The 25,338-nt window shown below is 64.4% G+C and carries 17 protein-coding genes and 4 pseudogenes; 15 read left to right on the top strand and 6 right to left on the bottom strand.

What is annotated here, in order from left to right; translation table 11 throughout:
• Positions 1-46: 46 nt before the first annotated feature.
• The 4 genes and pseudogenes from PO883_RS10560 to PO883_RS10545 all read left to right on the top strand — a co-directional run bounded on the left by PO883_RS10560 (position 47) and on the right by PO883_RS10545 (position 4,458).
• Positions 47-1,408 (top strand): MBL fold metallo-hydrolase RNA specificity domain-containing protein, encoded by a 1,362-nt coding sequence (locus PO883_RS10560; RefSeq protein WP_289309717.1) that lies wholly within the window; start codon positions 47-49, stop codon positions 1,406-1,408.
• The gene (locus PO883_RS10555) at positions 1,405-2,913 is read left to right on the top strand and encodes a thymidine phosphorylase family protein (RefSeq protein WP_289309716.1); all 1,509 of its coding nucleotides are present in this window, start codon (positions 1,405-1,407) and stop codon (positions 2,911-2,913) included. The genes PO883_RS10560 and PO883_RS10555 overlap by 4 nt, the downstream gene beginning before the upstream one ends.
• A gap of 335 nt (positions 2,914-3,248) precedes the next feature.
• Positions 3,249-3,557: a hypothetical protein gene (locus PO883_RS10550; RefSeq protein ID WP_289309715.1), complete on the top strand. Its 309-nt coding sequence runs from the start codon at positions 3,249-3,251 to the stop codon at positions 3,555-3,557.
• Positions 3,554-4,458 (top strand): annotated as a pseudogene (locus tag PO883_RS10545) (ribose-phosphate diphosphokinase). The gene PO883_RS10550 and the pseudogene PO883_RS10545 overlap by 4 nt, the downstream one beginning before the upstream one ends.
• On the opposite strand, the gene PO883_RS10540 reads toward PO883_RS10545, so the two are convergent.
• Positions 4,455-4,604, bottom strand: a complete 150-nt coding sequence (locus PO883_RS10540) for a hypothetical protein (protein WP_289309714.1) — start codon at positions 4,602-4,604, stop codon at positions 4,455-4,457. The pseudogene PO883_RS10545 and the gene PO883_RS10540 sit on opposite strands and share 4 nt — an antisense overlap.
• Before the next feature lie 116 nt (positions 4,605-4,720).
• On the opposite strand from PO883_RS10540, the pseudogene PO883_RS10535 reads away from it, so the two are divergent.
• A pseudogene (locus PO883_RS10535) lies at positions 4,721-4,852 on the top strand (efflux RND transporter permease subunit); the annotation flags it as partial.
• 148 nt (positions 4,853-5,000) lie between these two features.
• On the opposite strand, the pseudogene PO883_RS35080 reads toward PO883_RS10535, so the two are convergent.
• Both PO883_RS35080 and PO883_RS10530 read right to left on the bottom strand, forming a co-directional pair.
• Positions 5,001-5,309, bottom strand: a pseudogene (locus tag PO883_RS35080) (cation transporting ATPase C-terminal domain-containing protein); the annotation flags it as partial.
• A 442-nt stretch (positions 5,310-5,751) separates the two neighbouring features.
• Positions 5,752-7,095: a PAN domain-containing protein gene (locus PO883_RS10530; protein ID WP_289309713.1), complete on the bottom strand. Its 1,344-nt coding sequence runs from the start codon at positions 7,093-7,095 to the stop codon at positions 5,752-5,754.
• 425 nt (positions 7,096-7,520) lie between these two features.
• Here PO883_RS10530 and PO883_RS10525 point away from each other — a divergent pair, with 425 nt between their 5' ends.
• Positions 7,521-8,297, top strand: a complete 777-nt coding sequence (locus PO883_RS10525) for a hypothetical protein (protein ID WP_289309712.1) — start codon at positions 7,521-7,523, stop codon at positions 8,295-8,297.
• On the opposite strand, the gene PO883_RS10520 is transcribed toward PO883_RS10525, so the two are convergent.
• Positions 8,260-8,724, bottom strand: a complete 465-nt coding sequence (locus PO883_RS10520; protein WP_289309711.1) for a hypothetical protein — start codon at positions 8,722-8,724, stop codon at positions 8,260-8,262. The two genes, PO883_RS10525 and PO883_RS10520, sit on opposite strands and share 38 nt — an antisense overlap.
• A gap of 9 nt (positions 8,725-8,733) precedes the next feature.
• Positions 8,734-12,033, bottom strand: coding sequence for a winged helix-turn-helix domain-containing protein (locus PO883_RS10515; protein WP_289309710.1), 3,300 nt, complete (start codon positions 12,031-12,033; stop codon positions 8,734-8,736).
• A 249-nt stretch (positions 12,034-12,282) separates the two neighbouring features.
• On the opposite strand from PO883_RS10515, the pseudogene PO883_RS10510 reads away from it, so the two are divergent.
• From PO883_RS10510 to PO883_RS10500, 3 genes and pseudogenes are all read left to right on the top strand, one after another.
• Positions 12,283-12,546 (top strand): annotated as a pseudogene (locus tag PO883_RS10510) (type VI secretion system contractile sheath small subunit); the annotation flags it as partial.
• Between the two features lie 579 nt (positions 12,547-13,125).
• Positions 13,126-13,884 carry a substrate-binding domain-containing protein gene (locus PO883_RS10505; protein ID WP_289309709.1) on the top strand — a complete coding sequence of 253 codons (759 nt, stop codon included), beginning with the start codon at positions 13,126-13,128 and terminating at the stop codon, positions 13,882-13,884.
• A gap of 28 nt (positions 13,885-13,912) precedes the next feature.
• Positions 13,913-15,496 (top strand): methyl-accepting chemotaxis protein, encoded by a 1,584-nt coding sequence (locus tag PO883_RS10500; protein WP_289309708.1) that lies wholly within the window; start codon positions 13,913-13,915, stop codon positions 15,494-15,496.
• 18 nt (positions 15,497-15,514) lie between these two features.
• On the opposite strand, the gene bla is transcribed toward PO883_RS10500, so the two are convergent.
• Positions 15,515-16,387, bottom strand: a complete 873-nt coding sequence (gene bla, locus PO883_RS10495) for a subclass B3 metallo-beta-lactamase (RefSeq protein ID WP_289309747.1) — start codon at positions 16,385-16,387, stop codon at positions 15,515-15,517.
• A 129-nt stretch (positions 16,388-16,516) separates the two neighbouring features.
• Here bla and PO883_RS10490 point away from each other — a divergent pair, with 129 nt between their 5' ends.
• The 6 genes from PO883_RS10490 to PO883_RS10465 all read left to right on the top strand — a co-directional run bounded on the left by PO883_RS10490 (position 16,517) and on the right by PO883_RS10465 (position 25,327).
• Positions 16,517-16,699, top strand: coding sequence for a hypothetical protein (locus PO883_RS10490; RefSeq protein ID WP_289309707.1), 183 nt, complete (start codon positions 16,517-16,519; stop codon positions 16,697-16,699).
• Positions 16,700-16,791: 92 nt separating this feature from the next.
• A complete protein-coding gene (locus PO883_RS10485) occupies positions 16,792-17,067 on the top strand; it encodes a hypothetical protein (RefSeq protein WP_223165065.1) in 276 nt (91 codons plus the stop codon).
• 14 nt (positions 17,068-17,081) lie between these two features.
• Positions 17,082-17,387: a hypothetical protein gene (locus PO883_RS10480; protein WP_167088763.1), complete on the top strand. Its 306-nt coding sequence runs from the start codon at positions 17,082-17,084 to the stop codon at positions 17,385-17,387.
• 123 nt (positions 17,388-17,510) lie between these two features.
• Complete coding sequence (locus tag PO883_RS10475; RefSeq protein WP_289309706.1) at positions 17,511-19,361, top strand: AarF/UbiB family protein; 1,851 nt, start codon at positions 17,511-17,513, stop codon at positions 19,359-19,361.
• Positions 19,358-21,118 (top strand): AarF/ABC1/UbiB kinase family protein, encoded by a 1,761-nt coding sequence (locus PO883_RS10470; protein WP_289309705.1) that lies wholly within the window; start codon positions 19,358-19,360, stop codon positions 21,116-21,118. The genes PO883_RS10475 and PO883_RS10470 overlap by 4 nt, the downstream gene beginning before the upstream one ends.
• A 282-nt stretch (positions 21,119-21,400) precedes the next feature.
• Positions 21,401-25,327, top strand: a complete 3,927-nt coding sequence (locus tag PO883_RS10465; protein ID WP_289309704.1) for an amino acid adenylation domain-containing protein — start codon at positions 21,401-21,403, stop codon at positions 25,325-25,327.
• Positions 25,328-25,338: the final 11 nt, after the last annotated feature.

Raw genomic sequence — 25,338 nt, 5'->3', positions numbered from 1 at the left:
GCCTGGCTCGCTCATAGTCCAATTTCCCCTCTGGAAAGGTAATGTGATGAAGCTCAAATTTCTCGGCGCGACCGGCACGGTCACCGGTTCCAAGTACCTCCTGACATCCGGGCCGACCAACATCCTCGTCGATTGCGGCCTGTTCCAGGGCTATAAGGAACTCAGGCTGCGCAACCGGGACCGCTTTCCCATTCCGCCCGAGCAGATCGACGCCGTGGTGTTGACCCACGCGCACCTGGACCACAGCGGCTACCTGCCGCTGCTGGTCAAGAATGGCTTCACCGGAACAATCTACTGCAGCGCCGCGACCCATGACCTGTGCAAGATTCTGTTGCCCGACAGCGGCCACTTGCTGGAGGAAGAGGCCAACTATGCCAACCGCCACGGTTTCTCCAGGCACGCGCCGGCGTTGCCCCTGTATTCCGAGGCCGACGCCGTGCGGGCGCTGCGGCAGTTTTCGCCGGTGCCGTTCGGCGAACCTTTTACCATTGCCGGCAAACTGCATGGACAACTGAACCTGGCCGGCCATATTCTGGGCGCGGCGATCGTGACGGTGCGCGGCGATGGGAAAACCATCGTCTTCTCCGGCGACCTGGGGCGGCCGAACGACCCGATCATGGTGGCGCCGGCCGCCATCGGGCAAGCTGACTACCTGGTGCTCGAATCGACCTATGGCGATCAGCGGCATGATCCGGCCGACCCGCTGATCTTGCTGGGCAAGACGATTCGCGACACCGCCGGCAAAGGCGGCGTGACCGTGATTCCATCGTTTGCCGTGGGCCGCGCGCAGTCCTTGCTGTACGATGTGCACCGGCTCAAGGAAAAGGGGCAGATCCCGGCCCATATTCCTGTTTATCTGAACAGCCCCATGGCCGCCGACGCCACCGCGCTGTATCAGCGGCATCTGCCGCTCCATCGCCTCAGCCATGCGCAGTGCTATGCGATGCGGCATGCGGCCACGATCGTCAACAGCGTCGACGAGTCGATTGCGCTCAACGAGCGGCAAGTGCCGATGGTGATCGTCGCCGCCAGCGGCATGGCGACCGGCGGGCGCGTGCTGCATCATCTGAAGGCGTTTGCGCCCGACCCGCGCAACACCATTCTGTTCGCCGGCTTCCAGGCCGGCGGCACCCGCGGCGCGCAGATGATCGCCGGGGCCGAATCGATCAAGATCCACGGCCAGTACGTGCCGCTGCGGGCCCAGGTGAACCAGATCGGCAACCTGTCGGCGCATGCCGACGCCGACGAGATCCTGGCCTGGCTTTCCCATTTCAAGCGCCGTCCGGTCCGCACCTTCATTACCCATGGGGAGCCGGCGGCGGCGGACGCCTTGCGGCGCCGGATGCAGGAGGAGCTGGACTGGCCGTGCGAGGTGCCGTCCTACCTGGACGAGGTGGAGCTGTCATGAGGGTACCTGTCCTGCGTGCGCGCCGCATGGGCATCGACACCTACCAGGAGCGGGTCGCCTACATGCGCAGCGACTGCGAGGTGTGCAAGGCCGAAGGCTTCGAGGCACGCGCCCGCATCGAGCTGCGCTGCGGCGGCCAGTGCGTCGTCGCCACGCTCAATGTGGTGCATTCGTCCCTGCTTGGGCGCGAGGAAATCGGGCTGTCCGAGGCGGCCTGGAGCGCGCTGGGCCAGGCCGAGGGCGCGCCGGTGCAACTGGGCCACCCGGCGCCGCTGCAGTCGTTCTCGGCGGTGCGGGGCAAGATATTCGGTCGTCCGCTCACCAATGACGCGGCCACCGCCATCGTCGCCGATGTGCGCGCCGGCCGCTATTCGGACATCGAGATGGCTGCGCTGGTGACGGCCTGTTCGGGCGGGCGGATGGATGTGGTCGAGACGATCGCGCTCACGCGCGCGATGATCGGCGCCGGCCAGCGCCTTCATTGGAACAGTGCCCTGGTGGTGGACAAGCATTGCGTGGGCGGCTTGCCGGGAAATCGCACCACCTTGCTGGTCGTTCCCATCGTCGCCGCGTGCGGGCTGGTCATTCCCAAGACGTCCTCGCGCGCGATCACCTCGCCGGCCGGATCGGCCGACGCGATGGAGACGCTGGCCCCGGTCACGCTCGATGTGACGCGCATCCGCGCGGTGGTGGAGCAGGAAGGCGGTTGCATCGCCTGGGGCGGGGCGGTATCGCTCAGTCCGGCCGACGACTTGCTGATCCGGGTCGAGCGTCCGCTGGGCCTCGACAGCGACGGCTTGCTGGTGGCGTCGATCCTGTCCAAGAAGGTCGCGGCCGGCTCGACCCACGTGCTGATCGACATCCCGGTCGGGCGTACCGCGAAGGTGCGTTCGGCGCAGGCCGCGGCCGACCTGGCATCGCGGCTGAAGGCGGTCGGGCAGGCGCTGGGCCTGACGGTCGAGGTGCTGGTGACTGACGGCGCGCAACCGGTCGGCACCGGCATCGGTCCGGCGCTGGAGGCGCGCGACGTGCTGGCGGTACTGCGGGGCGATGCCGGCGCGCCCGACGACTTGCGCCAGCGCGCCTTGCTGCTGGCCGGAGCGGTGCTGGAAATGGGTGGCAAGGCCGGGCCGGGGGAGGGCACGGCGCTGGCCCGCAAGGTGCTCGACAGCGGCGCGGCGTGGGCCAAGTTCCAGGCCATCTGCGAGGCCCAGGGCGGCATGCGCGAGCCGCCTGTGGCCGCCCATACCCACGTGGTGCGCGCGCTTCACAGCGGCGTGATCGTCGCGGTCGACAATCGCGCCATCGCGTTGCTGGCCAAGCTCGCCGGCGCGCCCGGGGCCGTAGCGGCGGGCATCAGCTTCGCTGCGCGGCTGGGCCGGCAGGTCGTCACCGGCGATGCGCTGTTGACGTTGCACGCCGAGTCGCCTGGTGCGCTTGCCTATGCCATTGCGTACGCCGAATCACAGGAACACCTGGTCACGATCCAGCAAAGCGTCTGTTAGCGCGTGCACGCTGCCCAAGGCCGGATAGTTTGATGCACATCATTTTTCTGCGGCCATGACAGGGCCTACATTGGACTGCGGCTGATTGCATCTGTGCGAGGTGGTTCACATGTACAAGACTAACTTGGTTCATGTCGATGGAACGGCCAGTTCGGCCCGGCGCGTGGCCATCGCTTCCGGTCTGGCCAACCGGTACGACGCGCACCGCGCCGCCAGCGCCATGACCGGCCTGCCGGCCTATCCGTTCGCGCTGACGGCGCCCGGGGCCGGCTTGCCGGCCGTGAGCTGTCCGAGCGCGGACCTGCACGCCGAAGCCGAGCGGGTACTGGACGGGGTTGACAGCCGAGCGCCACCGCGTCGACGACGAAGCGGCGGCGGGCCTGAGCCTGCAGGCGCGCTACTGCGACCCGGTCGCCATCAGCCAGGCGTCTGCCGATGAAGTCCTGCCGCGCCTGCCTTCCGATTTCCCTGAGTTCGTCTTGCTCAACTGCGCCCGTCCGCTGCTGGTGGCGCCGGCCGCCGGCCGCCGGTGTCAAGGGCAGGCTTGGAAGGCTGGGCCAGCACCACCTGATGATGGAAGTGAAATAGCGCATGGGGCGGCGCCGCCGCGCGGCATCCGCAACTCAACAATGGAGCCAGCATGACCCCGATTTTGTTTGCGATGCCGGGCAATGAAGCCCTTGCCGATCAGATTTGCCGGGCCCGCGGATGGGAGGCGGGCCGGTGGGAAACGCGGCGCTTTCCCGACGGCGAGAGCTGCGCTACCTGTGCGACGTCCGGGGGCGCGAGGTGGCCATCGTGTGCAGCCTGGCCGATCCGGACGCCAAGGCAATCGCGCTGTATCTGGCCGCATGCGTAGCGCGCGAACTGGGCGCCAGAGGCGTTGGCCTGGTGCTGCCCTACCTGGCCTACATGCGCCAGGATTTCCCGTTCCATCCGGGCGAAGGCATTACCGCCGTCCACTTCGCACGCCTGCTTTCCTGCGCCTGCGACTGGCTGGTGACGGTCGATCCGCATCTGCACCGGATCCATCATCTGGACGAGGTGTACAGCGTGCCCACGCGCGTGGTGCGCGCCTCGCCCCGGATCGCCGCGTGGATCGCCGCCAATGTGGCGCTGCCGCTGCTGGTGGGGCCCGACGCCGAGAGCGAGCAATGGGTGTCGGAAGTGGCAGCCGAGGCCGGCTGCCCGTTCACGCTGCTGCAAAAGACCAGGAACGGCGACCGCGAGGTGCAAGTGTCGGTGCCGCTTATCGATGCGTGGCGCGCACGTACGCCGGTGCTGGTTGACGATATCGCCTCGACCGCGATGACCATGATGGCCGCCGTCGCGCGCATGCACGAAGCCGGCTTGAACGCTCCCTGGTGCATCGCCGTCCATCCGCTGTTCGTGGGCGACGCCCATGCCGCGTTGCGCGCCGCCGGCGTGGCCGGCATCGTGAGCAGCAATACCATCACGCACGAAAGCAATCGGATCGACATGAGCGAGCCGATCGCCGACGCGATGGCGATCCTGTCGGGCGCCGCCGATGCCGTGCACGCTTAGGGCGTGATGGCCACCTTCGGCACGCCGTCGCGCTGCTTGGCAAACAGCGCGCAGGCCTGTTCGATCGCGTCGCGCTTGACGCGGCGCGTGAGCATCGGCCCGAGATTGAGCTTGTCCGGGGCCGGCACATTGATCAGACGCCGCATGCGCTCCTTGCCGCCGGTGAGCCCGTCGGGGGAGGTTCGAGCTTGCCCATCGCCTTGGGCAGCAGAAGGCTACCGCCAGCAAGGCCGGTTGCTCTGTCCCGGCGAGCGTCGACGCCGCCGTACTGGAAGGGGCGGCCTCGCGCGTGCGTCCACTGGTCATGACGGTGGCCGCCACGGTGCTGGGCCTGCTGCCCTTGCTATGGGAGAGCGGCGTGGGCGCCGCCGTGACGGCGCGCACCGCCGCATAGGCCGAGCGGCAGGAAGCTCGTCTTGAGAAGGCGGCCAAGCACCTCGTTGTGATGGCTCCAGACCTGCAGCGAGAACGTCAGGATCACGACCGCGACCAGCGTCGGGTTGGTGCGCAGGGAAATACGCCATACCGGCCGAGCTGCTGCGCGCGCCGAACGCGCGCAGCAGCTCGGCAAAGACCAGCACCGCGAACGCGTACGAGCGCGCCACGTCCACGCTGCCAGTGCGCAGCACGAACAGGTAGACGCCGAAGGCCGCCCCGGCGGTGAGAAAACCGGTCAACAGCATGGTCGTCATGAAGTTGCGGTTGGTCATGCGCTCGGCGAGCGGGCGCGGCGGGCGCCGCATCACGTCGCCATCGATGCGGTCGCGCTCGCCCCCGGCCTCGGATGAGTCGACGTGCCGGAGTAGCGCGGCTATCGGCAGACTGTGCCATGGTTTGGCGTCGTGCTTCATCGCTGCGCGCCCACGGCGGTTTGCTGTTTGGACGGCGGCATTGAAGGCGCCGCGGCGCCGCCGTGAAGCGAACGGCCGTCACACTGGACGGCACGGGACTATATCGGCATCCGCAATAATGCGTCTTTCTGACGGTGGTACTGGCATGATCGAACTCCCCGGATGAAACGGAATGCAACTGCACCCGTCGCTCATGCAAAAGGGGACGCCGTGAAAAAAGATTGATTCAGATCAAAATCGGCAGCTTATCGGGAATTCGCCGGACATGCTCCACCTGCCCCCACATGTCGGACTTCTGGAAAATGGCTGCTTGGGGCGCGTGCCGAAGAGCGTGAGGGTCCAGCGTGCACTGCTGGTCGTGCATGCCTGGATCGGCGAGCTGCTGATGGCGCGTGCTGCTGCCGCATATCTTGCCGGCCTGTTCAAGGCCGGCGCGGAGGCGCTATTTCTTGCCGGCCGTTTTCCAGCACATCTCCGTGGCCGAGTTGCCTGGCTGGGTAGCGTGGCCAATGCTCGTCGCGTCGAAGAGCACGCACGATGGGTACGTGGTGAACGAATGGAAGGCCACGCAACTGGTCGATTGGCTACAGCGCGCCGCACATTCCTGCGACGTTGCAGCTGGAACGTTTGGTGCCGGGAAAGTGCCCCGATCGGGGAGCGGGGAATTGACGGCGCAGCTATAGTTGTTGTTCTTGAGGTTAGGGTCGAAGCCCTTTTGGCGCAGCTTGGACCAGGCGGCCAGGCGTGTGAACACTTGCCTGGCAAGGGGGCTGCTGCTCCAGTACCAGTCGGTTGCGTAGGGATAGCTGTAAAAGCTGCCGTTGTGCGCAAATCCCTGGTTGTGCCCTATCTCGTGGAGGAAAATTCTGGCGGTATCCTCCACGTCATAGTAGTTAAAGGAATCGTAACGCGAAGAAATGACCGCGTAGGGCGACAAGGTGACCGTTACCCACGCCACGCCCCCTCCGTAATTGCTCATGGGCGCCGCGACATAGATGTTGATCCGGCCTGGACGGCCGCTGTTGTCGTACTTGACAAAGATCGGGTCCAGCGCACGGCCATTGAAGAGTTGGTCGTCGACAATGTGATCCAGGGTGCCGAGGCTGAACACCACTTCGCCATTGTTCATTTCCTGGGTCGCCTTGGCCAGCACTTGCTGCGCGTACTCCCTGGTCCACCTGGCATTGCCGCCGCTGGTACTGTCGATCACATGGACATCGACCATCAGAATGGCGGGCTGGGTTCCCTTCATGAACAGCTTCGCGTTCGACCACGGGCCATTGGTGCTCGACCAGGTCGACTCGAGGCCGTATAGCCTGCAGACGTCGGACGTCGTGATCGTGTGGAAACCGACGCAATCGGCCTTGCCACTGCACATCTTGGCACATTGCTGCGGCTGATAACCGTACAACGTATCCGTCAGCGCGCCATTATTGGGGATGGGCAAGTAGCCAGACGTATAGGCCGCAAGCGGGTCCGGGCTGGCTTTCTTCCAGTTCATCTGGACATTCGACCAAGGTCCTACGCGAGCGGCGACGTCGGCGTCCGGTCCATAGAGCTGACAGGTATCCCAGTCGGTGAAAGCATAGAAGCCGCTACACGACTGGTTAGCGGTACACGCATCCTGGCAAGCCTGCCGCGTGGTGTTGTAGCGCCTGGCGCCGAGTTCTCCTGTGGCCGGGATCTTCCAGATTCCCGAGAGGTAGTCAACGGCCAATGCTGTACTGCCCCACAGCAAGCCCAACGCGACAATCAGTATGTTGAACCATACCGAAACAGTTTTCATCTTGTTCTCCCAATGGACGTTGATTGCTACAAGGATGGGTTGTCACCGGCCCGCCGACGGGAGGCCACGGCGCGCCGGGATTGGCGCTTGCGTCGCGTGCTACCCCGGGTGTTGCGGCTTGCGCCACAGCGCCATCTGCCAGCAGTGGCGTTCGATGACAGCCCATGCTGGGATGGTGACGGCGGCTGGGCGGCGTGTGAAGTAACATCCCGTAACGCGGCGGTGTGTGACCGGACATCCCCGCGCAGGGCTTGCGGGCCAGTGCGTGTGCTCTGGGCCGCTTCCGAAATCGAGAACAACTTCCTTTTAAATCAATGGCTTGAAATCGTAAGGTAATCGTAAGGTGAAGATTCACGCAGCTGGTTAGAGTGAATTCAGGCACACATCAGTGCACTCCCTGAATCCCTTTTCCGACTGGATCGACCATGAATACGAGCACCAGCAACGCATCGACATTGACAGCCGCCGCCGTGCAAAGCGACGCCACATGGCAAGCCGTGCAACATGTGCTGTCCAGTCCGATCTTCGTGAAAGCGCCGCGCATGCGCGCCATGCTGTCGTTCCTGATGATGAGGAAATTGAGCGGGATGGAAGCATCGATCAGCGAATATGCGATCGGTATTGAGGTGTTTCAGCGTGACGGGCGCGACTACGATACGAGCTTCGATCCCGTCGTGCGGGTGCAGATGGGCAGGCTGCGCGGCCGTCTCGCGCAGTACTACGCGACCGCAGCCAACGTGAGCGGCTTGCAGATTGTGATTCCTATGGGAACGTATGTGCCCGTGCTGACATCAGCGGCGAGCACACGTCCCATCTGTATCAAATCGGTGGCATTGACGCCGCTAGGCAGCCCGTCCCCGGAAAGTGGCACAAGGAACTTTATTTCCGGACTGGAGGAGGAACTTGCCTTGCGGATGTTCCAGCGCTTTGGCACGGAAACGGACGCTTCACCTGAGCAATATCGAATGGAAGTGCGCGTCAGGACTGAGCCCAGGTACGCGCGCGCGACGATCCGCCTGATCGACGCCAATACCGGGCAGATCGCCTGGATCCAGCAGTGCGACCGCCACGGTGAGTTGGGCATCGCGCTGCAGGAGAAGCTGGCGTTGGCGATCTGTACCGACTTGCAGAATTACATGCTGGGTGAGGATGTTTCCAGTGCGACTATGAGGCCTGATAGGGCTCAGCATCGCGCGGCTTGATGGGCTGGAGAACATTGCCCTCCTGAGGATCATCCCATATCGTCGTCTTCGTGATGTGATTGTAGAAAGTGAGGTCGAATTCATATTCCAGATTTGTGAAATCGAGGGTAATCAGCACAAAGCCACCGGCCTCGGTGTCCGGGAACGACGGAATTAGCGGTGTAACTATCTGCGATGTTGGAGGTAATCGGGTTGGCTTCCGTTCGGCAGGCTTGGTGATGTTCCAACCGTTGCGCGATGTGGCATAGTCCAACGCGAACAGGGTTTGAAACGGAGAAACAGCATTAATATTGCACGTGCGCGACTTGTCATAGTGGATGCCAGTTCCAGGGTCGGCATAGGTGTAGTAGACCTCCGAAAACTTATCCACTCCCATGATGGTAACTAACACCGGGACTTGCGAAAATACTGCAACTTTATCGTTCATCGAATCTTCCTATCTTGGGATTAACTTACGGTAGAGAGAGTCCCGATACCCGATCTGTGCAAGCCGTTGCCAAGGAATGTTATCGATCACGGATTGTTGCAGACAAAGCGTCGAGCGGCTCCAGGGATCGAGAATGAGAAAATCCCTGGTTGAGGTGGTGCTGGGTTGAATCACGGCGTAGGCTTCCTTGCACGCAATGATCGAATTGGCGTCGTCTTTCCGTTTCTTTTGTATCTTTGCGTACAGCAACAGCGACTCCGTCAACGACAGGCGGATTTGCAAGTTGGCAGGCATGCGCCCGTGTACGAGACGGAGCTGTGCAATGACAGTTTCAATCTCGCCTTTCGCCCGTTCCAGATCGCCCATCTCGAGTAGCGCCGTCGCAACGCGGGAGCGGGCAACAGCTTCGTTGCTGATCCATTGGACGTTTTTCGGGTTCATTGCGCTCTCTGCCACCAGGTTGGCGTGAATGCGCTGCAACTGAGGCAGGATGCGCTGCGCAGGTTCGGTGCGTAATTTCATCATCAGATACTCTTGTTCGGCATTCGCCAGTTCAACCTGCCACGCCCGGTTTTTCTTGTCGTTTTGTGCGAGGTCGGCAAACAACGCGGCAGCGGCTGCCAGATCGTCCAGCGCACGATCATCCTTGCCCAGGGCGAGCGCGAGCACCGCGCGATGCTGCAGAGCGCGGGCATAGCGATTGATCCACATGGGCTCGCTGGGAAATCGCCCGCGCACTTGCTGTACCAGTTTCATTTCCTGTTCATACAGCTGTTCCGCCGCCCCCAGCTCACCCATGGATTGCCTGGCGGCCGCCTGCCAGGAATAGGTGTCGGCCAGCGCGGCGATCAGCATTTTGTCGCCGGGCGCGCGTTGCAGTGCGCGTTGTTTCAGTGCGAGCGATGCGGCAAACTCCGGTACAGCGGTCTCCGGTTTGCCAAGCGCCAGCGCCAGGGAACCGAGGTTATTGTGGGCGTAAGACTGTTCAATCCACCATTCCACTTTGTCAGGTTCGAGCGAGTGCAACTGTTCGGCAAGCAGCCGATACTGTTGCCATGCGGCCGCGGCTGCCGGCATGTCGTTGTGATCCTTGTGCATCTGCCCGATGTAGTAATTGTTGTCGCCGAGATTTTTGAGCACCTGGGTGTTCTTTGGATCGGCTTCATGCTGGCGCCGCAGTATGGCATTGGCCTCGGTGAAAGCGGCGATCGTTTGCGCGGCGTTGCCTTGCTCCCTGCTGACCTCGCCGATCACTTGCAAGGCCTTGGCACGCAGGGTCAAGGCTGCCGGACTCAGTTCATCTTGTTGGGAACTTCGCAAGTACTCGAGCGACTTGCCGCTGACGCCTTCGAGCAGTTCAAGTTTGCCCAACGGACGCAGCTTGTCGGCAAAGTCGCCCAGCATGTAATCGACCAAGCCTTCGACCTTGGTGCGGCGCGCTTCGGCAGTGCGCTTGGCCGCCAGTGCGCTCAGGGCGAGCGCGGAATTGAGCACGGCAAGCACGATGATCAGCCCCAGCGCGGACAGGCGCGCCCATTCGAACTGGCGCGCGCGCCGCTTGGACAGGCGGATGAGCTCGCATTCGTCGGGTTCCAGCGACCATAGTCCGGCATCGCGCAGCGCCTTGGCCTCGTCCAGCAGCTTGCCGCGCGGGATGAGCAGGTCGGCGCGGCGCCCATCGGCGCTCCAGCGGGCAAGCTGCTGCGCCAGCCGGCCGCGCGCCCGCAAGGCATCGCGGTGCGCACCGATCCATTCGCTCATGCGCGGCCAGCGACGCAGGATCGCTTCATGCGCAATCCCAAACACGCGCGTCCCGCTGGCCAGGTCGCTGACGAACAGGCGTGCTTCAACCAGCGCCGTCACCGTGTCGCGCGCCTGCTCGCTGCGTAGCGCCGGCCAGGGCGCGCGCTGGCTGCTGACGAGCTCCTCGTCGATCGCCAGCACCGTTACCAGCGACATGATGTGCGGCAGTTCGGCGCGCTGGTCATCGCTGAGCCCAACGACAACCTGCTCGGCGCGCCGGCCGATCACGCCTTCGAGCCCGCCCAGTTCATGGAAGGCGTCGAAGCTCAGTTCACCGTCGGGAGTGCGCTGCCGGTACAGCTCGTGCAAGCAGTATTGCAGCAAGGGCAGGGCGTCCGGACTGGCGGTGGCGCTTTCGCACAAGATGTCGTCGAGGCTGGCGTGGGTGACAGGATCGACGCCGAAGACCAGCTGGGCCGCGGCGGCCGGCTTGCGGATCATCTGGGCGATATCGCTGAAACTGGGCGGCGCCAGATCGACATGGCCACCATACGGCTTGACTTCGATCAGCAGCGGCAGCGTGGCGATGTTCGGGTAAAAATCGTTGCGGCAGGCGATCACGATCAGGCAAGTGCCGCTGCGCGCCAGTTGTTCCAGCGCCGCCAGGAACGCGCCGCGTTCCGCTTCGGTGACGCGGTTGGCGTTGAACAGCGCTTCGAAACGGTCGATAAAGAATGCGAAGCGGATGCCCGAGCCATGCGGCGCCAGCGCGGCGTGCAGTTGATTGATGACGCTGGTGCAATCACGTTCCAGCCGCTGGCCCAGCGCAATTGCGCTTTCATCAGGAAAACCGTAGCTGTCGTCCCAGTGCAGGTCGAGCATGGCGCCGGCCAGCGCCGTGAACAGCGTCTGCTCGCCTTGATCGGCGATGTCGAAGGCGGTGCTGGCCAGCAGCGCAGGGCCGCTGCCGGCCTGGGCGCGTGACATGGCCGGGAACAGGCCGGCCTGCACCAGCGAGGTTTTGCCCGAGCCGCTGGGACCGAGCAACAGCAGCAGTGCGAGCCCATGGTCGATCTGCGTTTGGGCGGCTAGCGCCAACTTGCGAGTTGCTTCATCGCGGCCGTAGAAGACACCGGCATGGGCTTCGTCGAACGGCAGCAGGCCACGGAAGGGGGAACCGTTTTCCCAATGCGGCGCCTGGACATCGTCCACCGTCAAGTCGACCGCCGCCACGGTGCGGTAGCCGCGTTTGCGGATGGTCTCGATGAAGACCGGCGCATTGGCGTTATCGCCCAACAGGCGGCGCAGCTGGGCAATGTTCTTGTGGACCGGACTGTCGCCGTGGATCGTGCTGCCCCAGCATTGTTCCAGCAGTTCTTCGGTGCTGACAATGGCACCGTTGGCGCGGCACAGCGCGACCAGCACATCCATCGTGCGCGGCTCCATCTGGCGCGTTTCGTCCGCGTTGTCGATGGTGTTTAAAGCAGGGGCGACCAGCCAGGCTCCGAAGCGAAACCGCGCCCTTGTTGGGTAGGTGTTGCCAACTTGGGAGGGGCGACCGGTCATAGTCCCTTTGTAATATTTATGGAACTGCAATTTTTGGATCGTATCACGACGATCCGGCCCTGTCGAACGCAGTGTTGTAGATGAGAGACCTTGTGTTGCTACGTGTGTTACGTGCAAACGGACTTCTACCATCAACTCCGAACTACCCGAATGAGGAAACGAGTTGACGGTGCTTTCAGGTCAGTTGAAACGCTTTGGCGGACCTGCTTGATCGTCTGATCCACAAGTCCAACAACCAGTGCGGATGTGATGTCAGAGAGCTTGCAAAAATGGGTGGGACGTAATCGTCCCCCGCGCGTTCAGATGACCTACGATGTGGAAATCGGCGGCGCGGTCGAGAAGAAGGAACTGCCGCTGGTGCTTGGCCTGCTGGTCGATCTGTCCGGCCAGCCGCTGGAGGCGCCGCTCAAGCTGAAGGCGCGCCGCCTGGTGGAAATCGATCGCGACAATTTCAATGAAGTGATGGCCAGGATCGCACCGCGCCTGGATCTGTCGGTGCCCGACACCTACAAGGAGCTATCCCAACGTGGGCGGCCCGTGGAACGCTGAATCTCCCCCTGGGCAAGCTTGGTGCAAATTATTACTGTGCGGTAGGCAGCGCTCACCGCCCCGTTCATGGGTGGCCGGTAAGCCAGCAGCGTTATAGTCGCAGAAGCGCAGGTGTTCGTCGCCGGTCGACATATGCTCGACGTGTGGCTAGTCCCGCGCCAGCGTGACGGCGATCGTCCGCGCATCGACATGGCGCATCGTGATCGGTGGGCCAGCTTCCGGCGCGCATTCAATGTATGGACGGGCAGGGCGTCGGGCCGCGACCGACGCGGTGAAAAGTAAGTGCCCGCAACGTCATCCTTTCCATCCCGGCCAGCTGCATTGCAGGCCGATGCGCTCCAGCGTCGTCCCGCTGCATCGGCGCAGCGCGACAGGCGCGCCTATCGCACGTTTCCAACAGCGTGACACATTTCCCACCCACACGATTCGCATTGTCTTGTGTGTTTCCTCAAGCGGTCGTACATTGATTTTTCAATTGGCGCATGGAAACTATCCCAGCTGACATGCTCGTTTCAGGTGATCGGCCCACATAAAGGATACACAATGAAAGCACCTGCCTTCGTATTGCTCTCCCTCATGATCGCCAGCCTGGCCGGCAACGCCGGCGCCCAGGCGCTGGAAATTTCGGGCGGTACCACCCCGCAAAAAGACGTACTCGAGCCGCGCGCGGCGGAAATCCTCAAGGCCACCGGCGTCGAGATCAAGGTCAACGGCGTGGGGACCGGCAATGGCATGGTCGCCCTGCTCGAGGGCAAGGTCGGCGTGGCGGCGGTAGGCGATACCCTGGCCGACTCGATCGAGGCTGGCAAAAAGGCGGCCAAGGCCGCCAATAAGGACATCAAGGTCCCGGACAACCTGGTGTTCACGCAAATCGGCAAAGACGAGCTGGTCGTCATCGTACACAAATCGAATGGCGTCAGTGCGCTGACCAAGGCCCAGCTCAAGGATATGGCCACGGGCAAAATCACCAACTGGAAAGAAGTCGGCGGCGCCGACCTGCCGGTCAAGGTGGTGGTGACCAAGGCGGGGATGATTCCGAGCCTGGTGTTCCAGAAAACCATCATGGATGGCGCCGAGTATGTCAAGGGGACGCTGGAAGCGCAGTCGCCGCGCGAAGTGATCACCTGGGTATCGCGTACTCCCGGCGGCTTCGGGCCCGCGGCCGACGTGCACGTCAAGGCGGGGGCGGGCGACAGCAAGACCATCGACGCGCCTGCCATGTCGCGTCCGCTCGGACTGGTCACCATCGGCGCACCCACGGGCGCGGCCAAGAAGCTGGCCGACTACCTCAAAGTGAAATAGTCCTCCCAACCTTGCCGAGCCGCCGCCTATGTCATACAACGTCAATATCAGCACCCGCCTGATGATCCTGACCGGCACCCTGCTCACCGCGCTGGCCGTGGTGGGCCTGGTCGCCCTGCGCGGCTTGTCCGCCAGCAACGAGAGCATGCGCACCATTCATGAAGACAGTACCGTGCCCCTGGTCAGCCTTGGGGAGATGCTGGGCGATATGTATCGCTCGCGCACGCTGGTGATTGGCGGCATGGGGGCGGAGAATTCGGAGGCGGCCGAGGTTTCCTACCGCGAGGTGGCGCTCGTCAATGCCAAGTTGAAAAAGAGCCTGGACAGTTACAAGCGCTCCTTGCAGTCGGGCGACGCGAAAACCCAGGCCGGCATCTTCGAGACGGCGTGGGAACAGTATGCCGTCGCCGGCGAAAAGGTCATCACCCTGGCCAAGAGCGGCGACTACGAGGCGGCCAGCGCCCAGCTCAAGGTGGACTCCGAGAAGAAGTTCGAGTCGGCCCGTTCAGCCCTGCTGACCCGCATGATGCAGCAAAAGGGCGAAGCCCAGGCCGCGTTTTCGGCCGCCGACAAGGCCAGCGCCACCACGCGCCAGATCATGCTGGCGACCTTGGGACTTGGCTTGTTGCTGGGCGCCTTTCTGTCGCACATCGTGATCGGTTCCATCAAGAAGCCTTTGCGGCGCGCGGTTGAAGTGGCCAACCGTGTCGCCACGGGCGACCTGAGCGAACATATCGAAGTAACTTCCAGCGACGAAACGGGCCAGCTGCTGGCCGCCCTGCGCGACATGGATGCCAGCCTGGAAAGAACCATCGGCAAGGTGCGCGAGGGCTCGGACCGGATCGTCACCGCCTCGATCGAGATCGCCAGGGGCAATATGGACTTGTCCGGACGCACCGAGCAGCAGGCCAGTTCGATTGAAGAGACCACCGCCTCGATCACGGAATTGACCGGCACGGTCAGGCAGAACGCAGACAACGCGCGCCAGGCCAATCAGCTGGCGCTCAGTGCGTCGGCGGTGGCGGAGAAAGGCGGCACGGTGGTGTCGGAGGTGGTCTCGACCATGCGTTCGATAAACACGTCCTCGCGCCGTATTGTCGACATCATCAGCGTTATCGACGGCATCGCATTCCAGACCAATATCCTGGCCCTGAACGCGGCGGTCGAAGCGGCGCGCGCCGGCGAACAGGGACGGGGTTTTGCCGTGGTGGCATCGGAGGTACGCAACCTTGCGCAGCGCTCGGCAGCGGCGGCGAAAGAAATCAAGACCCTGATCGAAGATTCGGTCGACATGGTCGAAGCCGGCACCCGGCTGGTCGATCAGGCCGGCACCACCATGAACGACGTGGTGGCCAGCGTCCGGAAAGTGACCGACATCATGCAAGAGATCGTGTCGGCCAGCCAGGAGCAGACCGTCGGGATCGAGCAGATCAACCAGGCCATCATCGAGATGGACCATGTGACCCAGCAGAATGCCGCGCTGGTCGAGCAGGCCGCCGCCGCCCAGTCGATGCAGGAGGACGCGGCCGCGCTGGCCCAGGTGGCGCAAGCGTTCAAGCTCAGCGCGAGCGACACACGGCCGGCCCACGGCCTGCTGACCTTGCCACGATAAGCAGCGTGCTGGCGGCATTCACGGGACGGCTTGTGCGGCAAGGGGCGAGGGCGCCTTGCCGGGAGCCGCCTCGGCACGGAGCGTCTGGGCCAGGCGCACGCGCGCCTGGCCAGCATACTGACGGCAGGCGTCGGCATCGATGAAGGCGGCGGCGCCGAGTGCCGCCTGTCTGGCCTTGCGCTCCCACAGGCCGCCCGCTTCCGGATGCGCAGCGACCAGCACGTCGCAGGGCAGTGCTTCGATGGTGGCGAACGAACGCTCGACGTCCGCCTGCGCCTGCGGGTACAGCGGATTGCCGCTGAAACGCAGGCCTTTTGCGGCCAGCGCAGTCAGGCTGTCGGCAAACACGACGTTGACGGTCCGCCCATTTTCTTCGGCTTGCCAGGTCCAGCTGACTCCGCCATTGGTGTGTCCTGGCGTGAAGTGCGCGGTCACGGCCAGCGGCCCGAGGTGGATGGTTTCGCCGTCACGCACTGCGCGCGTGCGTGCCACTGGCGGCATGGACGTCAGGTTCGGATATTGCGCATCGCCCCGATCCGGCTGGCCGCTCTCGAGCACCCGCACCGCGGCCGGACTGGCCAGCACAGTGGCACCGCTCAGCTTTTGCAAGTCCGCGATGGCGCCGGCGTGATCCTGGTGGGCGTGCGAATTGAGGATGTAGCGGATGTCTTCGACCCGGAAGCCCAGCTTGCGAATATGCGCCACCACCTGGGCCGCTGCCTCGGGGCCGCCGGCATCGACGAGGATGTGTCCCGCCGGCGATGTCATGAGCACAGCACTGATCCCACCCGTCCCGACGTAATAGGTATGTCCAAGCACCCGGAAAGGGTCTTGCGGCGCATACCAGTCTGCCGCCTTGGCAGTGCTGAGGAACGCTCCCAAGAAAAACATGGAACACGCGAGAAGTTTCTTTTTCATTTGTTGTCTGAGAATAGGGGGAAGGGCGCCTGTCCAGGTGAAGCCACCTTGGCACGCGGCAATTGATCAGCATTAACTCCACCATTGTAAAGAGAAAGTGACGTGATTCATGCGCGAATTGTTACATTGCAACTGACCGCTCCTGGGCCGATAGCGGACGGCCTGCATGACTCACCAGCGGACCAGAAGCGCGGCGGGACGATCGAAGGGATGCTTGCGCGCTATCTCCAGCGTTGGCAAGCATGGCGTGCGCGTACAAAAACCAACATCGACAATGAAATGTGAATTTTTTTATCATGCCATGCGATAAATCTTAAACAGATGCTATCATTCCAGCACACGTGCGCACGGGCGCAGGTACCAACGAAGGAGTTCTCATGAAGTCCATTCAAAGTTCCGACGAGTCAGGTGAATCAGTCATCATTACCTCCGAAGTAGCCCAACATGACGCGCCATTGATCCTCGATCTTGGCACGCGCAAGAAGAAGCAGGTCAAGGGGCTGCGCCGTGGCGAGGGCAAGTTAATGAATCGAATCAGCATCGTCCTCGACGAGTTGAAGAAGAGCGGCCAGATCGCCGTATCGGCACAGCCCATCGTGCTGGTGGTGCGCGAGAAGCGGGAGAAGGGCTTGAAAGCCCTGTTCAAATCCTAAGCCGGGGGAATCTCATGTCCGAACTGAAACTCGATCCTATCGTTGGGCGCATTACCATCCTGCGCAAGGATGCGGCGACCGGCCACGTCTACGTTGCCACCAATCTGCGCAACCTGGGACGCAAGAAACGAAGCACCAAGCTGCTGCGTCCGCTCGAAAAACTGATCCGCCGTGTCGGCAAGGCCCAGGCGCGCAGTGCCGTGATCTACACCGAGCGCCACGAAACGTCCAATCGCAAGAAGAAGAACGGCTGGCTGTACGACATGATGGCCAATATGCGCAAAGCGCAAAAGCAAGCCTGGAAGAGTACGCGGAAATAACGCGCCGGTGAAGTCTGGCGGGGCCGCTTTGCGGACGCCCGCCCGCACATCCCCCTTTTTTTGCCCTGACGTCAGTGCTGGCATCTTGCCGGCCTGCCTTTTCATGTCTGCGTGATCGGTCCTATGAGCCAGCAAGCGCCCACCCATGCAGCGTCGCCAGCCGCACGCCCGGTACTGCGGACACGGGCGACATGGCTGCTCGACAGCGGCAAATTGCCATCGGTATTTCCTGCAAGCCCGCCGGCTTTGGGCGCCAGCGCGGCGCCGGCCCACACCGTGCACAGCCATGGAACGGTGATCTTCGGGCTGTTGCGCCTGTGGCTGCGCTACCGGGTGGCGCGCCTGCTGCGCCCGGCGCAACTGGGGGCCAGCGGCGACGCCATTGGCTTGCGGCTGGCGCTCTACCAGGGCTTCTGGTTCGATCTGTTGCAGCGCAGCGCCCAGCCCCAGGGACCATTCCCCGCCGCCATGCGCGCGCACTTGCTACGGCATGCGCGGCCGGCGCCGTCGATGACGTTGGCCGACATCGACGCGCTGGTCCTGGGCGACCTTGGCACACCGCTCGCGGCCCTGTTTTCCCGCTTCGACCCGCAGCCTGTCCGCGTGGGCAACTACACCGAGACTTACCGGGCCACGCTGCGCCGCGAAGAGGTGGAGGTCGAGGTGCGGATCCAGCGCGCGCACCTGGCGCCAAGGCTGCAACGCGACCTGCGCATACTCAAGCTCATCGCCAGGCTGCAGCACCGCGTCAAGGGTCCCCGGCGCACCCTGTTCGACGATATCATCGACGGCTACGCCGAGCGCCTGCCGGCCTTGCTGGACCTGCGCTACGAAGCGTCGGCGCGGCGCCGCATGCGCAGCACGCTGCGCGAACACAAGGTGTATGTGCCGCGCCTGTTCCGCGCCTATACCAGCAAGCACATCCTCGTGCACGAACATATTGCGGCGCCCAGCGTGCAAGAGCTGATCGATCTGCGCGCACGCGACCCGCAGGCCGCACAGGGCTGGCTGCGCATGAACGGCATCGAGCTCGATGTGGCCGGCCGGCGCGTCTACCATTCCTTGCTGCGGCAAATCTGCGAAGACGACTTTTTCAACCAGAACATGGTGCCGTCGAATATTCTGTTACTGCGCAACAGCCGCTTCGCCATCCTCAGTTGCGACGCCAGCGCCTCGGTCGACAAGCGTTTCCTCACCATCTTCAACCTGGCCATGGCCGCCTTGGCCAACGAGGCCTACGACAAGTTCGCCGACATGCTGTTCCTGCTGTGCGATTCGCTGCCGGCCAGTAACCTGGCGAACGTGCGCGCCGAGTTGATCCGCACCGTCCGCAATTACGCCGCGCGCGCCGTGCTCGACACCCTCGGCCACGAGGAAAAGTCCTTGTTCGTCCTGACCCGCGACGTTTCCGCCATCCTCGACCGCAACGGCATCGTGCTGGACGCGCAAATGTTCAAGCTGATGGACGCCATGGGCAGCGCCGACGCCCTCGTCGCGCAGTGCTGCCCGCGCATGAATCACCGCACCGAACTGGAACGCTTCGCCAAGAAGGCGGCGGCGCGCCAGATGCGCTCGGTATTCGCCGGCGGCGTCAGGAAAGCCGTGGCCGGCATCGTCGGTCCGATCAGCGAACTGGTGCGCTTTGAAACGGCATCGGTGCGGAAAAAAGCGCAAAACTTCCGCGCGAGCACGGGCAAACTGGCTTATGTCGGGGCAACCCTGGCCAAGTGGGTTGGCCGCGCCGTGCTGACCGGCGGCGTGTATGCGGTCTGGATCTACCTGCACCAGCATCACGCCAGCGTGGTCGCGCCGCTGCGCCATACGGTTGCCGCCGCGCATGCGCAGAACGTCGAACATTTCCCGGTCGGCACATGGTTTGCGGTGATCGCCGGCGCCATGCTGGTCTACAGCACCATACGCAGCATTCGCCGCCGCCTCGAACAGGAAGACCGTGTAGTCCGGGGCGCCGCTTGAAAACGCTGGACCCGCGCCTGATCCCATCGACGCTGCTGTCGCGCGGGCAACAGGCGCCAGTGGAGGTGCGGCCCCTTGAAACAGCCTCGCTCGCCAGGACGCTGGGCCTGGTGGCGCGCCTGCTCGGGTGGATTTGCCGCCTCATCCTGTACCGCGTGCGCGGCCGCCCGCTGGGTTTGGCCATGGCGGTGGAAATCCGCTCGATCATCGAGGACATGGGCGGGCTGTGGGTCAAGACCGGCCAGCTGCTGTCGCTGCGCACCGACTTGCTCAGCCCGGAATTCAGCCGCGAACTGTCGCGCTTGCAATATGCGGCTGTCGGCTTCCCCTTTGCCATTGCGCGCCGCTGCATTGAAGACGAGCTCGGGCAGCCGCTAGAAGTGGTGTTCAGCCATTTCGACGAGCATCCCGTGGCCGCCGCCTCGATCTGCCAGGTGCACCGCGCCACCTTGCGCTCGAGCGGCCAGAGCGTGGCGGTGAAGGTGCAGCGTCCGGGCATCGACAAGCGCTTTGCGCGTGACCTGTTCCTGTTGCGCATCCTGCTTAAATCCATGCGCTACATGCCGGGCATGGGCTTTTTCACCTGGGATGAAATGCTCTGGGAAACCACCCAGATCTTCCGTGAAGAAGTCGACTACCGCTACGAAGCCTCGAATACCCTGCGCCTGCGCAAGTCGCTGCGCGCGCACAAGGTGTACGTGCCCCAGGTGTTCGATTGCAGCACGCGCCGCCTGCTGGTGCTCGAATGGGTGCCGGGCGTGCTGATGTCGAGCTTTCTGGAAATGGGCCGCGAGGACCCGGAAGCCCTGCACCTGTGGTGCCGGGAGAATCATGTCGACGCGGGCAAGGTCGGAGAAAAGCTGTTCCTGACCTTTTTTCGCCAGTTATTCGAGGACAACCTGTTCCACGGCGACCTACATCCGGGCAACATCCTGCTGTTACGCGACAGCCGCCTGGCGTTGATCGACTTCGGCAGTGCCGGCACCAATGACGCTACCTTGCTGGAGTATTACAAGATGTCGATGAAGGGCGTCGGCGAGCAAGACTTCCCGATGGCTGTCGACTACCTGTTCCTGCTGTCGGACCGGTTGCCGCCGATCGATATCGAGGCGGTCAAGGCGAAAGTGGTGCGGACCTACCAGGCCTGGTCCGAACGGGCCGAACATTCCGAGTTGCCCTACTACGAAAAGTCGATCGGCAATATGGGACTCGAAGCGGGCAATGTGCTGATCGAAAACCAGATCGTGCTGAGCTGGTCGTTCATGAAGATCAGCCGCACCTGGGCCACGCTCGATGCCTCGCTGGCGGCGCTGCTGCCCGAGGTCAATTACATGAAACTCGTGTCGACATACTTCAAGGGCGCCCAAAAGCGCGCTGTCGGCCATCTGTGCGAACGCGGCGTGCTCACCCTGGTGGAAAAAATGCACGCCGCCAGTGCGGAAGCGCAAATGCAGCTTGAAGAAATGGGAAGCAAGATGTTCCGCTTGCGCGCCCAGATGTCCAGGGGCGAATACTTTGTCGACAAAATTGTCGGCCTGGTAACCCGTACTGCGCAAGTCATCACGGCCGCCGTCCTGTTCGCCTTTGGCGTGATCGAATACGAATTCGAATACGCGGGCAACGCGACGATGGCGCACCTGATCGATGTCATTCCCGACGTCGTCCATGAGAACCGCACTTTTACCCTGGCCGCGCTGGCGCTGCTGATGTATTGCGGGTCGCGCCTGCGCGCCGCCCTGAGAGGGCCGGGCAGGTGAGCGGGGCAGTCCACGGCGCCGCTGCGCAGCCACAGTTGTTTAATCATCTTAATTGTTGTTTACGTAACTTGTTTTTTGATCCATAGTCCACTCAGGAGTCGTTGATAAGTGGCATTACAAAGACGACGCCCGCCACCCGTATCGGAACATGGATGAGAACACATTAACTCAAGGGGATTGCATGCACTTGGAGGAAATCGTGAACGTCGAAACGAGGAATGAATGGCTTGTTCGAGCCGGTGCCGCCATCAAGCTGCGCGCCGCTCCGCAAGGGATGGGCGGGTGAGCGGGGCCGCCCCCGACCCGGCCGTCCACGACGACGCCATCCAGGCAGGCTTCCCTGCGCTGACCGAACTGCAGCTGGCCTATCTGGTTGGCCCCGAACTGCCTGAACTGGGCGGCACCGGATGCTGGCTATGCTGGGAGCTGGAGCGCCGCGAATGGGACCTGGCGCGCCTGGAAGCCGCCTGGAATACGCTGATCGCCCGTCACGAGAACCTGCGCACCGTGTTCGACGGCGCCGGCCAGCATGTGCTGGCCACGGTGCCGCACTACCCGGTCGATTGCCTCGACCTGCGCGGCACGGGCGCGGTGCCAGCGACGCAGCAACTGGAGCGCCTGCGCGCGCAGATGTTCGACACGCGCAGCGATCCGGCGCGCTGGCCGCTGTTCCGGGTTACGGCGGCGCGTACCGATGCCGGCATGCGGCTCTGGCTCGGCTTCGACATGATCATGATCGACGCCGCCAGCATCTTTCGCCTGCTGGGCGAACTGGGGCGGCTCCACGACGATCCGCAAACGCCGCTGGCGCCGTTGACGGGGCATTACCGCGATGTCTTCGCCGCGCGCCACCTGGAAAAACTGCGGCGCCACCATGCGTGCGCAGGCTACTGGAGCGCGCGGCTCGACGATTTCCCGCGTGCGCCCGCGTTGCCGGTCAAGCCCGTGGCGCCGCCCTGCGGGCGTTTCGTGCGCCATGAGCGGCGCCTCGATGGCGCGCAATGGAAAGCGTTCCAGGGCCACGCCGCCGCGCGCGGGCTGGGACGCGTGCCGGCCATCGTCGCCGTCTTCGCCCAGGTGCTGGCGCGCTGGGCGACGCAGCCGCGTTTCGCGCTCAACCTCACCGTCGGCAAGCACCTGGCCGACGCCATTCCGGACGGCGTGCTGGGTGAATTCAGCAGCAACGTGCTGCTTGCGGTCGACTGCGACCGATCCGCGCCGTTGGCCGCCGGGGCGGGCGCCATCGCCGCCCAGCTGGCCAGCGACCTGGCCCATGCCGACATGAGCGGCATCGCGTTCGCCGCGCAACTGGGGCAGCGCCACGGCGTGCGCGCGCTCATGCCGGTGGTCTTTACCAGCCTGCTGCACCGGCACGCCACCGGTGCCCCGCTGGGACGCTTCGTCACCGGCATGACGCGCACCCCGCAAGTGGCGCTGGACTGCCAGATCATGGACGACGAAGGGCGCCTGTACCTGAGCTGGGACGTGCGCGAGGATTATTTTCCCGACGGCCTGGCCGAGGCCATGTTCGAGACCTGGACCGCGGCGATTGGACAACTGGCCGCCAGCGACGCCGCCTGGGACGCACCGCTGTCGTTGCCGCTGCCGGCCGCCCAGCGCGAGCGGCGCGCCCAGGCCAACGCCACCGCCACGCCATGGCCGGCGCAGACGCTGCACGGGCGCGTGCTTGAACAGGCCGCCCTCATGCCCGAGCGGATCGCGCTGATCGCCCCGGACGCCACGCTCAGCTACCGCGAGCTGGCCGTGCGCGCCGCCGGCCTTGCGCACGCATTGCGCCAGGCCGGCGCGCAAGCCAATGAACTGGTGGCGGTCGCGCTGCCGCGCGGCTGGGCCCAGGTGGTGGCGGTACTGGGCGTGCAGATGGCGGGCGCCGCCTACTTGCCGATCGACCATGCGGCCCCGCCGGCCCGCGTCGCCGAACTGCTGCGCCTTGGCCGCTGCCGTCACGCGGTGGCGGCCGACGACGTGGCACTGCCTGACGGCGTGCAGCGCATCGCCGCCGCGCCGGAGCCGACGTCACCCATGGATTACGACCCCGGACCGGCCACGCCGGACGACCTGGCGTATGTGATCTTCACCTCCGGCTCGACCGGCACGCCCAAGGGGGTGATGATCCGCCACAGCGCCGCCGCCAACACCGTGCGCGACATCAATGAGCGCTACCAGGTCGGCGCCCTGGACCGGGTGCTGGGTCTGTCCGCGCTCAACTTCGACCTGTCGGTCTGGGACATCTTCGGCACCCTGTCGGCCGGCGGAGCGCTGGTGATTCCGCAGGCGGACGGTCTGCTCGATCCGGCCTACCTGAAAGAGCTGGTCAGCACGCACCGGGTCACGCTGTGGAATTCGGTGCCCAGCCACCTGCACATGCTGACCCAGGACAGCGCCGGGCTGCACCTGCCCACCCTGCGCCTGGGCATGCTCAGCGGCGACTGGATACCGCTCAGCCTGCCGGGCAGGGTGTCCTTCCCCCTGGTCAGCCTTGGCGGCGCCACCGAAGCGTCGATCTGGTCGATCGCTTACCCGATCGGGGAAGTGTCGCCGGCCTGGAAGAGTATTCCTTACGGCAAGCCGCTGGCCAACCAGCGCTTCCACGTGTTCGACGAACGCATGGACGATTGCCCGGACGGCGTGGTTGGCCAGTTGTACATCGGCGGGGTCGGGCTGGCCGCCGGCTACTGGGGCAGCCCGGAACTGACCGCCGCCAGCTTCGTGCACCATCCGGTCACGGGCGAACGCCTGTACCGCAGCGGCGACTGGGGGCGCTACTACTCAGACGGGAACATCGAATTCCTGGGCCGCACCGACGGCCAGGTCAAGATTTCCGGGCACCGGGTGGAACTGGGCGAAGTCGAAGTGGCGCTTGAGCGCTGCCCCGGCGTGACCGGCTCGGTGGCGCTGACCTTCAGCGACGCCCATGGCCAGCAGCGCCTGGCGGCATTCATTACCGGCGCGGCCGGCGTGGGCGAGGTACGCGAGCGGCTCACGGCCACGCTGCCGGCCTACATGGTGCCATCGCGCCTGCTCTCGCTGGACACGCTGCCGCTGACGGCCAACGGCAAAATCGACCGCAAGCAGCTCGCCGCACGCGCCGGCGCCGCACCGGTTCACAGCGTGGCCGACGCCGCACCGCCCCGGCCCGCGCTCGAACGCCTGTTCGGGGCCGACTCGCTGGTGGCTGCGGGCGCGGCGCGGCGCGCGCTCGTTGCACCTGGCGCAGGGCTGCGCGCCGACCTGGCCGGCGCCGCCGCGATCGCGCTGCCATGCGCGCCGGCGGCAACGCCGTTGCGATCAGTACGCGACTTCGCCGGTGCCGTCACGCTGGCGCAACTGGCCGCGCTGCTCAGTGGCCTTGGCGCCAGCGAGGCCGGCGCGCGCCTGCAGCGCCGCTATCCGTCGGCGGGCGACAGCTACAGCGTGCAAACCTATGTGCAGCTTGGCGCGGCGGTTGGCGAACTGGCCGCCGGCATGTATTACTACCACCCGGCGCGCCACGCGCTGCTGTTCATCGGGCCGGGCGAGGGCGTCGACTCGGGTTGCCAGGTGCCGGCCAACCAGCGCATGGCGGGGGAGGCGGCGTTCACCGTGTTCTTCTTTGCCCGGCTCGACGCCCTGCGCGCGCTGTACGGCGACATGGCCGAACCGTTCGCCTGGATGGAAGCGGGCCACATGGCGCAGATCTTGCGCCAGTCGGCCGCCGAACTGGGACTGGGCCTGTGCCTGGTGGGCGCCTACGACGCCGCCCCGGTGCTGGCCGCGCTCGGGCTGGACCCGCACAGCGTGGCGCTGGCGGCGATGCTCGGTGGCGTGCCGGCCACCCTGGCGCAGGCATTGCCTGCGCCCGACCCGGTCGCCCGTGCCGGCGGCGAGCTGGCAGGGCAGATCGCCGCCATCTGGCGCGAGCTGCTTGGCCTCGCATCGGTCGGTCACGATGAGCGCTTCAACGAAGTGGGTGGCACCTCGTTTTCGATGATTGCCCTGCGCCGCGAACTGGCCGCGCGCCTCGGCGTGCACGTGTCGATCACCGACCTGTTTCGATATACAACGATTTCCCAGCTCGTGGCCCATCTCGGCGAGCGCGCGGGAGCCGCCGTGGCGGCAGCGCCAGTGCCGGCGCCGCCATCCGACGGCAGCGACGACGCCCTGAGCGCCAAGCGGCAACTGCGGCGCGCCTTGCGCCGCGCCTCATAGAAAGCACTTTC

Source organism: Massilia sp. DJPM01, from assembly GCF_030348125.1.
GTDB lineage: Bacteria > Pseudomonadota > Gammaproteobacteria > Burkholderiales > Burkholderiaceae_D > Telluria_A > Telluria_A frigida.
The sequence above is the reverse complement of the archived record's forward strand: the minus strand, read 5'-3'. Positions and strand labels throughout refer to the sequence as shown.